Source organism: Flavobacterium soyae, assembly GCF_045348165.1.
GTDB lineage: Bacteria > Bacteroidota > Bacteroidia > Flavobacteriales > Flavobacteriaceae > Flavobacterium > Flavobacterium soyae.
The window spans coordinates 3,623,118-3,636,928 of the sequence record NZ_CP150845.1 but is presented as its reverse complement, the minus strand read 5'-3'; the positions used below and the strand labels follow the sequence as shown (position 1 = coordinate 3,636,928).

Here is a 13,811-nt window from a genome sequence, read left to right as displayed (position 1 = left end):
TAAATTCTAAAAATTACAGTTATGCAGACAGGAGAAAATGAACAGGCACTGAGAAAAATTTTGGATATGACCCGGCTGATAAGCATTATTATTTTGGGGATCCATTTTTATTATTACGGTTACAGCTTTTTTGCGGACTTAGGACTGACATCGAAATTCAGTAACCGGATTTTGGAGAATATTTACAGGACTGGGCTCTTCAGCGGCTTCCTTAAATCCAAGTTTATGGCTCTGCTGTTGGTATTTATTTCCCTAATGGGTGCTAAGGGCCGTAAGAATGAAAAATTAAAACTTAAGACGGCTGTATATTTTATTGCCTCGGGGCTTTTTTTATATTTTGGAAGTCAGCTTATTCTGTTGCTAAGCTTTGTTAATTTATCTGCCTTTGGTGTATATATATGCTTGACCTCTTTTGGTTTTCTTCTGGTGATTACCGGAGGAACGCTGCTCAGCAGAATGATCAGCAGGACTTTAAAAGGACGCGACATCTTCAATAGGGAAAATGAAACATTTCCGCAGGAAGAAAGACTTCTGGAAAATGAATTTTCAATTAATCTCCCTGCAAAGTATTATCTTAAGGATAAAGTGAGAAAAAGCTGGATTAATATCATCAATCCTTTTCGAGGTCTTCTGGTGTGCGGCTCGCCAGGATCAGGTAAATCTTATTTTGTTATCCGCCATATAATTACCCAGCATATCGCTAAAGGTTTCACGATGTTTGTGTATGATTTTAAGTTTGATGACCTTACCAAAATCACTTACAATGCTTATTTGAAATACAGACATTTGTATTTAGTCGAGCCTAAGTTTTTTGTCATTAATTTTGACGATCTCACCCGCTCCCACAGATGCAATCCCCTTGAGCCTTCTTCCATGACAGATATAACCGACGCAGCAGAATCTGCACGTACTATACTTTTGGGCCTCAACCGCGAATGGATCAAAAAACAAGGCGATTTTTTTGTTGAATCCCCAATCAATTTTTTAACCGCTGTCATATGGTATTTGAAAAAATACAACAATGGTGAATTCTGCACCCTTCCCCATGTGATTGAGCTCATGCAGCTGGAATATAACAATCTCTTTACGCTGCTTAGATCTGAAAAAGAAATTGAAGTGCTGATCAATCCCTTTGTCAGCGCATATCTAAATGAGGCCTCAGAGCAGCTTGAGGGACAAATTGCTTCAGCTAAAATTGCCATGTCAAGGCTCTCCTCTCCTCAGCTTTATTACGTGCTTTGCGGCAATGATTTTACCCTTGATATTAATAATCCACGGGATCCTAAAATCGTATGCATGGGAAATAATCCGCAGAAAATACAGACTTATGGAGCCGTACTTTCTTTATATATCAACCGCCTTGTCAAACAGGTAAACCAGAAGGATAAATTTAAAAGCAGTCTGATATTTGACGAATTTCCAACCGTATATCTAAACAATATAGATAGTTTGATTGCAACAGCAAGAAGCAATAAAGTCAGTACCTGTTTGGGAATACAGGACTTTAGCCAGCTCAAAAAAGATTATGGCCGTGAGCAGGCCGATGTGATTATGAACATAACGGGAAATATCATCTCAGGACAAGTTACAGGGGATACTGCCAAACAGCTTTCTGAGCGTTTTGGAAAGATCATGCAGGAACGTGAAAGCCTTTCAATTAACAGTTCAGACACTTCCATCAGCAGGTCTCGCCAGCTTGAATCTGCCGTTCCTGCTTCTAAAATTGCATCGCTGAGTTCTGGGGAATTTGTTGGTATGACGGCAGATAATCCTGACTGTAGGATTGATCTTAAAAGTTTTCACTCAGAAATTTTAAACGATCATAAAGCACTTCAGAAAGAAACTGAAAATTACATAGATTTCCCCCCGGTCCGCAGTTTGGAAAATGGCATTGTAAATAGAAATTATACACAGATTAAAAAAGATATTCAGGATCTTTCTGAGTCTGAAATTGATATTATTGCAGGTGACGTGAACCGCAAGCACCTGATAGTGAAAAAAAAGAAAAATTAAAAAGGTTTTCACAATCCTGATCGTCTAGATAAAGAAAAAATACGTATTAAAATCTAAATATAGAACACCTGATTTTACTTTTTTGGAAAAAGGATCAGCATATTTATGTAACTCTTAAACTAAATAAATTGATCTTAAAATTTATGCTGGCAAAACATTTCATTAGGTGTATTCACAAATAAAATCTTTTTATTGATTACGACGTAAATTCTGAACAAAAATCCAATTGTATTTTTAAAAATTCCATACTTTAGCAATATCTATCTAAGACAGCGGCAGTGTGGCTTCATAAAACCTAATTGAAATTGCCAAACCAAAAACTATTCAAAATGACCGAGGACTTCAAACTGCAGCGGCAGCTGCATTAACAAAGTATAGAAATAAATCACATTCACGATACTGGAAAGATTGAATAAATACATGTTGACTGCTGGCAGGATAGCCAACAAATAATATGACTATTGCATTTAAAAGAAAATAATACACTAATGATCACAACTAAGAATACAGACCTATTCAGGTATGACCTACAAGTGCCGCCCAAAGGCTGGAAAAGCGACTTTTTAAACGACGAATATCTATTTGAAGGAATAGGCCACAAAAACAAAGCAAAATTATACTTTTTTACAGACTCCATCCAAATAGCCCATAGCCTTGGAATAGAAGCATGCCGGAAAAATGGAAAGGAGTACTATTACCTGACCTCCTTAAATACAGTCAATGAGCTTCAGCTGATTGATTTTAGTAAATGTGCTACCATCTATCAGATGATGGATATTTTACATGAACTGAATATTGACATTTTCACAGATCAGCTGAAGACATTCGAGAACGATAATAATTTTCTGCAACTAAGACCCATTTTTGACAGCATTTTAGAGGAGCCTGACCTACGACGTAAAGTCGATTTGATTTCTAAACTTACTATAGATACTAGGACTGATTGCTATAATACTGGACTATTCGGCCAGAGACTGACCGATTTTGCAAACGGCATCATATTCAAAGAAATGGTAAAAAGAACCTGCCCCCATGCTGATGGATATATCTGGAAAGAATTTAACGATCCTAGGGGACTATCCTGCTGTTTATTCGATTCTGAAAAACTTAGTGAGAAGCTAAATATTTCCCTTAACTATATTTAAGAGGTAATAGTTCAAGCTGTTTCAGCTGCAGTATTTCATAGAACTGCAGCCTGAATTTAGATTGTTGCCAAATCGTATTTTTTTACAGCCGCTCTATCTATCGAATTAATGATGCCTGACAGATATTCTAATTTATCCAAAATTTCATCAGTAGACATCTGATATTCCGTACCGCTGGCACTCGCCGGGAAATACTTAATAAATTTATCATCAATAACACCATTTCTATGGGAATACAGGTGCCTGATCTGCAGTATTTTTTCAATTTCATTCTGAGTCGGCTTATCCATGGCATTCAGATCACTAATCTGTTTGTTTTCTGAAATAAACCCTTTTACACTTCCCTTCTGAAGTTTGGCTACTTTCTGCTTTCCGAGAAAGATAATAAATTCCTGTATATCCGCACAATTCAATACATCTTCTGCTTTTACCATCTGTTCCGATTTCAGTGTTTCTGGTTTGGCCAGATAAATTTCAAAAAGGACATCAGACAGATAGGTCTCAAAATTATCGACTACTGAGGAAAAAATGATTCTGGCAAGCACCTTGCCTTCTTTATCACTCGTAAATACTGAGGGACTCTCAGGATAAAGCAAGAGCTTTAAATTATCTATAATCTTTATAACGCTCTGATAATGTTCTAAAAGTTTTAGCTTAGAATCCGTTGAAGCTGCTTTTAAAAGCTCCATTTGCTCATTTATCTCCGATATTCTTTTGTATCCTCCAGGCTGAAATATATTTTCTGCCGGATTATCTAATATTGTTTTAAAACCATTCCTCTTAAATATTTTCCCATCCACAGAAACAGTCTCTGGTGACTTTTCAACTTTAATGGCAAAAAGCTTTTTGTTCTCGTATTGCACGTATCCGTAATCTACCACCGGCCTTGGCACAAGCAGATCCAAAGCCTTATGGGTAATTGAAGTGGCACGGAAATCCTCGCTCAGACCGGAAACTTTCAATCCGCCGATTTCCGAAACTCCCAAAATCAATAGGCCGCCGTCCGTATTGGCGAAAGAACACAATATCTGCGCTATGGCTTTGGAAGGAGGAAGAACTGCCTTATATTCCAAGGTGCTGCTTTCATCCTTTAGTATGTTATCTGATACATGCTGCTGAAGTTTCATAATTAATTCATGTTTAATGGAATCCTGTTAATACCTGTACTTTTCAAAATTCTTCCCAAAGTCAGGATGTGAGGGTCGCTTTTATTGTTGTCTACCCACAATTCCGCATTTTCTGTATCGAGGGTATCCTTTTCTGAAGCATAATAAATGATGACTTCCCCATTGTCCGAAGGTCTGGTTACAATCTGGATGGGAATGCCGTTTTTTAAAATTCCTGCCAGAGTAGTCGGCGCAGTTTCTTCCATATCATCACAGTTATAATCCGGGTGATCCATAAGGTAATCTTTGATATTTTCTTTAGCACGCTCAATTAAACCCTGAGCGTAGTCCAGCATTTCCTTGGTTCGTTTCGGGACATGATAAAATCTGGACGAAATAAGTGGGTCTTTCAGTGCTTCCTCGAGCTGCTCAATGGTTGAAATCCCCAGACTCACCAAATCTTCTTTTGTGATCTCGGTCTTTCCGCCGGTTGAATTAAAGTCTTCATCCCCCTGATAATCTCCCATATTTTCAAGCCTGCTTCTAAGATCATCAATTGTTTCCAATCCATAATCCGCCAGAAGCTCGTTCAGCTTCGATGCATTTTTCATATTTGAGGAAATGTCGTCATCCTCCAGAAACAAAAACCTCTTTTCATACAGATCATTAAAATAAGTTTCTGCATCAGACCTGTTGTCATCCATCCATAAATAGAATTTTTTAAGTGTCGTTTTATACGTTTTCCTATGATCTACATCTCTGATGATAGGTTTAATAAATGAGGATATCTTATCTGCCACATGTCCGATATTGTATACCCTCGTTTCAGGAAGTTCAAGATATATAGCCTCCTCCAAAAGCTCATCCCTAAAATCGTGGCCCAGCTCCGCTGCAATATCCTTTAGATCATCTCCTATATTGCCTTCATCCAGAAAAAGACTGTCTTTAATGCAGAACTGCCCATTTTGATTCGGAAGTATAGGATGCTTGCTTCTGTTTATATTCCCTTCAAATCCCTGCTGAACGACAAAAGAAACAAAGCTGTCAAGCCAGGTTAGGAATTTCTGGCTGCTTTCAAAATTTAATTGTTCAGCAGCAGTTTTAACAGTTTCATAGTGGGCAACAAGTGATGTAACATAGAATAAGGATTTTTTATCGGATTCCTGCCAGATTTTTTCATCATAATGCTTGATTTTCCTTTTATGGGTAAATTCATCAGGATAAACCCTTTTGGAAAAATTAAAAATTGACGCTCTTCTTTTTGCCTCCGGATAGCTTTCTTCTGGAAAAATCGATGCCAGATAATCGCATGCCATCCCTAATTCTTCATTTTTCCCGTCTATTATCGCATTGTTGATTACTGAAATTATATCATCCTGCTTCTTCGGAAAAAACAGCATTTGGTCGCCCGGATAAGCATTTTTATGAATCAGGTATTCTCTTGGATCAGTACTGAGAATTGAGCACACATTTTTAAGCTCCTCTTCAATTCCTTTGTCCAAAAACAGTTCTTTTTTAAGTTTCAATTCTCCCAGCTGATTTGGCAGTACGGCCAGTGTGTCGCTCAGTATCTCCTTAATGTATATTTTCTCCAGATTGAGCAGCTCATAATACTTATTTAAAAACAATAATGCCTCTTTTCCTGTAAGGCCAATAGCTGCTCCCAGAGTCTCCAGAGTATTCTTCTCGGCTATTTCTTCCGATAATGCCTCAATGGTAAATTTGCGGCAGTCTTTCCATAGCACTTTATTCCAATGCCGCACATCACTTTTAACCGGCACTGAAGAAGGATAAAGCTGAGAAACCAGTTCCCATAATTTATCCATAACTATTTCCGAAACTGCACTTGGAAAAAATGCCTGCTTATCTCCGAAATCATCAAGAATCGAAATTCTACCGCCATCCACAACATCAACAAGTGATGCATACAGCAGTTTATTTCTGATTGGATGCAACACAGTGGCAGAATACCATTCCGAATTGATCCATGAATGGTTTTTCGGTGAACGTATATTGGCAAGATTATATAAATCCTTCCAGTCTCCTTTAGATTCTACATAAGATAAAAACAGCATATATAGATTCGCGGCACGAACCATTATATCGCCGTTTATTTTTGAAACAGGGTTTTCTTCGCCCATCAGACTGATGCCGTCTCGGGGTTCAGTCGGCTCAAACAGGCAGCTGTTTATCACAAAAGGCAGATGTAAATCTTCAGTGCCAATCAGCGGAAAATCAAGATGTATTCTTGGAACACCTGAATCTAATTCAAGAACCGATATAACTCCATTTTTAAGAGAAACAGGTATAATGATCTGAAGCTCCTCATCCTGAACCGCAATAAAATTCTTTGTGGAAGGCTTGCCGTTAATAACAAGATTATACGATGAAAATGGCCGGCCCTCAAATTCAAATGTTTTACCCTTGTTGATTGTATAAGTATCGGAAGATAAGTCCAAGTCAATGTTTAACGAGCTGATTTCCGGAACATTGATTAATGTATAAGCAATTCCTTTTTCCGCCTCTTCACAGGCAATTTCTGCCAGTTCCATCTTTTCAACACTTAAAGGGTATTTAAATGCAGTCTGAAAAGATTCTTTGCCCATCGCGATGCTTTGTGCTTTTTTTATGCTTTCCTCTGCCTGATCAAACGCATTATTAATTCCATTGATAATATCCTTTTCACCCTTTCCGCCTCTGTCCAGCCAGAAGCTGAACTTATTGAAACTATTAGCGTCGTTTTCATTTTTATAAAAACTTTCCACCTCAACAGATTCCGAAAGCAGATGGGTAGTCATAAAACCTGTGCCGAATCGTCCTGTTGTTTTATAAATCTGCCCTGAAAGTTCAGGATCCCTTTCTTTATCTCCTGACGAATACTTGCGTATAAGTCCTCTTATGTGTTCATTTGTAAAATAGCCTTTAGTATGGGAAAAAATAAACTCATCACCGCTCAGCTGAATCTTAATATCAACTTTTTCTCCATCTTCATTGCACAGCGCAGCATTGTCTTTGGCATTCTGCATGAGCTCCCATACCAGTCTTCTTGCAGTAAACTCCACATTTATTGACTGCCTTATGCTCATTAATTTTTCAAGAATAGATTTTGCTGTGATTTTATTAAGCTCATCTCTTTCAAACTTTGAAAAAATACCGTTTGCCATATCAAATTGTAGTATTAAAAAATTGTATTAAACAGAAAATGAAATTGAATTTAATTCTGCTTAAAAATATCAAAATTATCAATAGCCACCCACACAATATCAGTACGCAATTGTATTTCTAATATAAGAAATGTAAGAAAACTATAAGGCGTTGCTCCTCAAGCCTTAATAAATAAGCCATAACTGAAAAAGAACTGCTCGATGCACTTAAAATTATATGCCGAAAAACCGTATAAGTACGTAAGGCATCCTGCATACTAAAAACAAAAACGTTATAAGCAGAACCAAAATCTTAAGGCTTCTCTTCACCAAAGCCGTCATACTTATATCTAATAAATTTCCATTTTATATTTCAAAATTATTAGTCTGATTTTACTGTCCATTTTGCATCTTTCTCAATCCACAGCAGCAGTAAACATCCGAACACGAAACAGATCAGTCTTTTCAGCAGGCTGCCCAAATGCCCGGCGGACGCTGTAATTAGTACAGATCATTTTCATTCAAAACGGATTAAAAGGGCAGCCAAGATAGTGCCCGCCGTATGCTGCATGCGCATAATGGCGCCGCTTTCGCTTGCCACCCTTCGGGACTTATAGCACTCCGCATCCTCATAACCGGTCACTTGATTCTTGCTTTCTTTTTTCCCGTTTTTTCTTTTGAAAACAATTTTTGGGAGTGCAGGGAGAAAGAAATTTTAAACAATAGTAACGCTAAAATTTAAAATCATGGAAATCACAGGACGTATTACAAAAGATGCTCTAGCGCGCAAAGTGGGAAATGAAAAACAGGTCGTTAACTTCTCCATTGCCATTAATGACAGTTACAAACTAAAAGGAAGCACCGAGTACAAACACATTACAACTTTTATTGACTGCTCATATTGGCTGAACGCCAAACTTGCCCAGTGGCTTAAAAAAGGGGCGCTTGTTCAGCTCTTCGGGCGCGTGGGGATTAGTACTTATATCGGTCACGACGGTTCGGCGATGGGGTCTTTGACCTTTCACATCAACAGCCTTAAGATTTTGGCTTTTGCCAAAAATGAGGGAGTTTCTGAGAAAGCAGACAGCACTCCTAAAAAACAAAAGCAATCAGATGATCCCGATGACCTGCCATTTTAAGGGAGGTTGGGATTGTATTTATAAACGCCAAAAAATCACATTATGAAAGCCTTAGAAAAAAACGAGTACTCGGATTACGATGTAAGCCAAGTATTCAACGAAATCATTTTAAGTCATTTAGACGGCTATAACGGAAAGAAAAAACAGCAGTTGAAGTCCTTCCTCGAAGACTTGGCTCGTGGGGGCTGTATCAGCGGTATGGTAGGGGAATTTATCTATCACAACGACTGCAAAGCTTTTTACATCAAACATCTTGAAGATTTGGAAGGCATGAAGGATGATTTAGAAGAAGCATTCGGAGAGCCTGTAGCAAACCGCTATAAACTGCCCCACTATACTTTTTTATGCTGGCTCTGCTTTGAGGAGTACTGCTACGGCATCTACAGAAATGTCTTTGAACAATAGCTATTAATCAAACTTTTTCCATCATGAAACCATCTGACGACTTTAAAACCGCTATAGAGAATTATCTCAATACAACTGCGCAGGGCGATTCAGCCTTTGCCCGAAGCCTTGCCAAAGAAACTAAAAACATCGAGAGCTGTTTCAATTACATTTTTGGCGAGGTCAAAAAGACAGGATTGTGCGCCTTTGACAATCAGGAAATTTTTGACATGGCTCTCAAATATTACAACGATGACAGTATTGGTGCGCCTGCGCCAATCAACTGCAAAGTGGTCGTAAATCAGCCTGTAAAGGCTGATTTATTCAATACTGCCCCTGAAATGACTCCGCAGGTCGCAAGACCCGAAAATGTAGTTATACAAACAGCGAAACCTTTACAGAAAACCCTAACACTTTTTGACTTATGAAACCACATACCGCCATAGAGAAACAAATAGTCGCATTAAGCGAATCCCTTGCGCCCATTACTCCCGAAATGCACTCTTGGGCAGAGCAGACTATTTTTCTGAAATGGGGCGTATTGTCACGTGGAAAATTTCACTGTCTGGACTGCGGAAATTCGTGGAAACCCGAATCTGAGAAGCAGTCTGTGAAATTTACAAAGTGTACAGCCTGTAAAGGAAAACTTAAAATGCACGGTTGCAATCAGGTACATTTCAAGGAAATAGAATACAGCACAGTAGTGACTTGTCTTTCGAATTTTCAAATAGTACGTATTATCTGCTCGACCAAACAGATGAAGAAAAACTGCCTGCCTGCCTATTCCCATACCGAAGTAATGCAGCATTGGATAAACCCAAAAGGCGAAGTGCGCACCATGGCAATAAGCACCAATGTTTTTTCGCACGCATACGATGCATGGCAGTACTATTCGCCACTTGAAATCCGTCCAAAGGATTTTCAGAACTCTCCTAAATACCGAATCAATCCCTACAGGGTGTATCCACGCTTGAAAATGCTTCCTGTTTTGAAAAGAAATGGTTTTAAAACAGCATTTTATGACTTAGCACCTCAGGTATTGCTTTCATCACTTCTTAAAGACGCTATAGCTGAAACTCTGCTGAAAACGGGACAGATTTCTTGGCTCCGCTACTACCTTAAGTCAGCCGATCAGCAAATCATGCGCAACTGGCAGGCAGTAAAAATCTGCCTTAAAAGGAATTACACCGTTTCCGATTTTGGAATTTGGGAGGATTATATGGAACTTCTGCGTTGGTTTAAAAAAGACATCACATCTGCGCTGTTGGTCTGTCCTGTTGATTTGCACTTGGAGCACGACAAATTGGTCGAGAGAAAACAGCAATTGCAGAGAAAAAAATACCTCAAACAAATGCGTGCTGAAATAGAAAAAGCGCAAAATCTCTACGTAGAAGAGAAAAAACAGTTTTTCGGGCTTTGCTTTTCAGAGGCAGGAATCACTATTTCAGTATTGGAGAATGTCTCTGAATTTATGGAAGAAGGAGACAGCTTGAAACACTGCGTATTTACCAACGAGTATTTCAAAAAGAAAGATTCTCTGCTGTTCTCTGCCCGTATTGATAACAAACCCATAGAAACTATAGAGGTTTCCCTTTCCAAAATGGAAGTAGCACAATGCCGTGGTCTGAAAAACAACAATTCAAAACATCATAAAATCATCCTCAGCTTGATGAAAAGAAACCTTTATCAAATCAGTTCAAGATTGAAAAAAGAGAAAAAGGAAAAATCCTAAAAGCGGAAAAACCGAAGAAATCTTTTCGGTTTTTCCGCTTACCATGCTTCAGACACTATAGTTCAGTCTTGAAAATTATTAAATACAGAGTAAAAGCCGTGTTCATGTCAGCTGAATTAGTGAGTGTATTTTAAAAACTCACACAGACTGTTTAACATTTTTTATTTCCTTTGTAGATTTATTTAAAAATTTATTTAGATTTATCTAAAAATTAAAACATGAACTATTTAAATATTTTTTTAAAGAAATCTTTATTATTGATTTCCATTAGCTTTACTCTATTCTCCTGCGATACAAGTTATGTTGAAATACCTGCAGATGACCAATTACTGGATGGTCCGGTTGATGGTTTGTCTAACTCTGAATCTGCACAATTCTTAAGAGGCGATGCGGCAGTCAATGAAGTTTTCACGCGGGAAACAGGTCTGGGACCAACATTTGTAGGAACCAGCTGTATCAATTGCCATGCAGGTGATGGAAAAGGGCATTTATTTACTACCCTTACCCGTTTTGGGCAAATCGATGAGACAGGGAATCTGTTTTTAAATCAAGGAGGCCCGCAGCTCCAAAACAGGGCACTTCCGAGTTTCTTACCTGAACAAATTCCAGCCGGGGCAGCATTCTCTAAATTTACCCCGCCCGCATTTACAGGTCTGGGTTTTTTACAATATGTTTCAGATGCGGATCTGATAGCCATGGCAGATCCTGACGATAGTGATGGTGATGGCATTTCGGGAACTATAAACTGGATTACTATTCCAAATTATTCCATTCCAGCATCCACGGCAATAATCCAAAACGGTAAATATATTGGGCGATACGGAAAAAAAGCATCCGCCTTTGATTTACTGCATCAGACAGTTAACGCCTACAATCAGGACATGGGAATTACATCTATATTTAATCCTATAGACCATTATTCTAATCTGGAAATTGACCCAGAGATCCCAACTGCTAAAGTCAATGATGTCGTTTTTTACCTAAGCACCCTAAAAGCTCCAATTCAGCGCAATCAAAATGATGCTGTTGTTATCCGCGGTAAAAGCATATTTGCTCAGATTAATTGTGCGACATGTCATAAAAGCGAACTCAAGACAAGTTATGCTCCTGTTAACTCCCTTTCTTATAAAACTTTTAGCCCATACACTGATTTGCTTTTACATGATATGGGAAGCGCATTAGATGATGGTTATACAGAAGGAAGCGCCAGAACCTACGAATGGCGAACACCACCTCTTTGGGGCATAGGTCTTTCAGAAAATTCACAGGGAGGAAACTTATTTCTGATGCACGACGGCCGTGCAAAAACTATTGAGCAGGCCATAATATTACATGACGGCGAGGCGAAGCAAAGCAGAAATGCATTTGAAAAACTTTCTGCACAAGACAAAGAAGCTTTACTGAAATTTATAAAATCTTTATAATAATGGATCGAAAACAATTTTTAAAAACATGCGGTTTTGGATGTGTGGCAGCAGTAACCGGAGCAGCTTTATTACAAAGCTGTGCTTCCTCACAAATTCTCTCAAGAGAGATTAAAGACTCTGATCTTTTAGTTCCCGTTTCTGATTTTATAATACAAAAAGGAACAAAAACAGAATTCAAAAAATACATCATTATTCAAAATGAAATATTAAAAGCGCCGATTTGTGTGTATCGATTTAGTGCAGACGATTATTGCGCCATGTTTATGTTATGCACGCATCAGGGCGCAGAATTACAGGTTTTTGGAGATAAACTGCAATGTTCGGCTCACGGAAGTGAATTTAGCAGCAGGGGAATTTTAGAGACCGGTCCTGCTGATAAAGACTTGAGAAAATTTCCAATAGCAATTGAAAACAACTTCCTAAAAATATCCCTGAAATGAGATTAAAACCAACTTATATATTCCTTTTTACACTCCTTTTTAATTTAACTTCTTTTGCACAAATTGACCCCAGTTTACTAAAAAGAATTCCAAAAGATACTGTAAAAAACATCTTAAACATGGATGCTCTTTACAACAGGCCAGCATTGAATATCAACAAAACCCCTATTTCTATTGGAGGATATGTTGAAATGAACTGGCAAAAACTAACCACGGACGGAGTATCGGAAGGCCATCAATTTCAAGCCAGAAGATTATCTGTTTTCATCTCATCAGCTATTAGTAAAAGAGTGAAGTTTTTAAGTGAAATTGAATTTGAAGATGGCGGAAAAGAAATTGCAATTGAATTTGCATCTGTAGACGTTGAATTTGATCCTTTGGTCAATTTAAGGGCTGGAATAATTTTGAATCCAATTGGCTCTTTCAATCAAAATCATGACGGGCCTAAATGGGAATTTACCGACCGCCCAATTTCATCTACCCAAATGCTGCCCGACACCTTTAGTAATGCCGGAGTGGGGCTTTTTGGAAAAAAATATACAAAAAACTGGATGTTTGGTTATGAAGCTTACTTATCAGGGAGTTTCGATAATTCAATAATTGAAAACACCCAGAATAAAACTTTCCTGCCCGCGGTAAAAAACAACCCCGAAAGATTTGAAGAAATAAATAGCGGTGAACCTTTATTTACAGGAAAAATAGCTCTTAGGAATAGTAAAATAGGCGAACTGGGAATTTCATATATGGGTGGAATATATAATAAATTTCAGGATGATGGAATTGTTATTGACCAAAAAAGACGTGTAGCTGTTTTCGCCCTGGATTTTAACACGACACTGCCAAAAATCAAAACCTTTATCACTACAGAATTTGCCTGGATTTATGTCGATGTTCCCCAGACCTACTCGCAGCAATTTGGAAATAAACAAAGGGGGGGCTTTATAGATATTGTACAGCCCATCTTAACAAAAACAATTCTGGGATGGGAAAAAGCTACTTTAAACATCGCCTGCAGATTGGAATACGTGGATTGGAATGTGGGAAAATTTAAAGAAACCGGAGGTAATATTGGTGAAGATCTATGGAGTATAATGCCTGCCATTAGTTTTAGGCCCACCTCTCAGACCGTAATTCGCCTAAACTATCGTTATTTAAAACAAAGGGACATTTTTTCTAATCCGCCATCCATTACTGATGGATTTAATATGGGAATATCAACTTATTTTTAAGCTGTAATTCAATAAAAAAGCCTGCAGATTGAAAATCTGCAGGCTTTTAATTG

Annotated in this window: 11 protein-coding genes; 9 read left to right on the top strand and 2 right to left on the bottom strand. The window is 38.1% G+C overall.

Annotated features, from left to right (window positions below; genetic code table 11):
* Nucleotides 1-21: 21 nt before the first annotated feature.
* Together mobC and AABD74_RS15540 are read left to right on the top strand one after the other, a co-directional pair.
* Nucleotides 22-2,013 carry a conjugal transfer protein MobC gene (gene mobC, locus AABD74_RS15545; protein WP_406843482.1) on the top strand — a complete coding sequence of 664 codons (1,992 nt, stop codon included), beginning with the start codon at nucleotides 22-24 and terminating at the stop codon, nucleotides 2,011-2,013.
* 488 nt (nucleotides 2,014-2,501) lie between these two features.
* Nucleotides 2,502-3,158, top strand: coding sequence for a hypothetical protein (locus tag AABD74_RS15540; RefSeq protein WP_406843481.1), 657 nt, complete (start codon nucleotides 2,502-2,504; stop codon nucleotides 3,156-3,158).
* Nucleotides 3,159-3,214: 56 nt separating this feature from the next.
* On the opposite strand, the gene AABD74_RS15535 is transcribed toward AABD74_RS15540, so the two are convergent.
* Complete coding sequence (locus AABD74_RS15535; protein WP_406843480.1) at nucleotides 3,215-4,285, bottom strand: helix-turn-helix domain-containing protein; 1,071 nt, start codon at nucleotides 4,283-4,285, stop codon at nucleotides 3,215-3,217.
* Nucleotides 4,286-4,287: 2 nt separating this feature from the next.
* Nucleotides 4,288-7,428 (bottom strand): sacsin N-terminal ATP-binding-like domain-containing protein, encoded by a 3,141-nt coding sequence (locus tag AABD74_RS15530; RefSeq protein ID WP_406843479.1) that lies wholly within the window; start codon nucleotides 7,426-7,428, stop codon nucleotides 4,288-4,290.
* A gap of 725 nt (nucleotides 7,429-8,153) precedes the next feature.
* On the opposite strand from AABD74_RS15530, the gene AABD74_RS15525 reads away from it, so the two are divergent.
* The 7 genes from AABD74_RS15525 (at nucleotide 8,154) to AABD74_RS15495 (ending at nucleotide 13,758) form a co-directional block, all read left to right on the top strand.
* On the top strand, nucleotides 8,154-8,546 hold the full coding sequence (locus tag AABD74_RS15525) for a single-stranded DNA-binding protein (RefSeq protein ID WP_406843478.1): 393 nt from the start codon (nucleotides 8,154-8,156) through the stop codon (nucleotides 8,544-8,546).
* A gap of 42 nt (nucleotides 8,547-8,588) precedes the next feature.
* Nucleotides 8,589-8,951, top strand: coding sequence for a hypothetical protein (locus AABD74_RS15520; protein ID WP_406843477.1), 363 nt, complete (start codon nucleotides 8,589-8,591; stop codon nucleotides 8,949-8,951).
* Nucleotides 8,952-8,974: 23 nt separating this feature from the next.
* Nucleotides 8,975-9,358 (top strand): PcfK-like family protein, encoded by a 384-nt coding sequence (locus AABD74_RS15515; protein ID WP_406843476.1) that lies wholly within the window; start codon nucleotides 8,975-8,977, stop codon nucleotides 9,356-9,358.
* Nucleotides 9,355-10,662 (top strand): PcfJ domain-containing protein, encoded by a 1,308-nt coding sequence (locus tag AABD74_RS15510; protein WP_406843475.1) that lies wholly within the window; start codon nucleotides 9,355-9,357, stop codon nucleotides 10,660-10,662. The genes AABD74_RS15515 and AABD74_RS15510 overlap by 4 nt, the downstream gene beginning before the upstream one ends.
* Before the next feature lie 218 nt (nucleotides 10,663-10,880).
* Nucleotides 10,881-12,086 carry a di-heme oxidoredictase family protein gene (locus AABD74_RS15505; RefSeq protein WP_406843474.1) on the top strand — a complete coding sequence of 402 codons (1,206 nt, stop codon included), beginning with the start codon at nucleotides 10,881-10,883 and terminating at the stop codon, nucleotides 12,084-12,086.
* A gap of 2 nt (nucleotides 12,087-12,088) precedes the next feature.
* Nucleotides 12,089-12,529, top strand: a complete 441-nt coding sequence (locus tag AABD74_RS15500) for a Rieske 2Fe-2S domain-containing protein (protein ID WP_406843473.1) — start codon at nucleotides 12,089-12,091, stop codon at nucleotides 12,527-12,529.
* On the top strand, nucleotides 12,526-13,758 hold the full coding sequence (locus AABD74_RS15495; RefSeq protein WP_406843472.1) for a hypothetical protein: 1,233 nt from the start codon (nucleotides 12,526-12,528) through the stop codon (nucleotides 13,756-13,758). The genes AABD74_RS15500 and AABD74_RS15495 overlap by 4 nt, the downstream gene beginning before the upstream one ends.
* Nucleotides 13,759-13,811 lie beyond the last annotated feature (53 nt).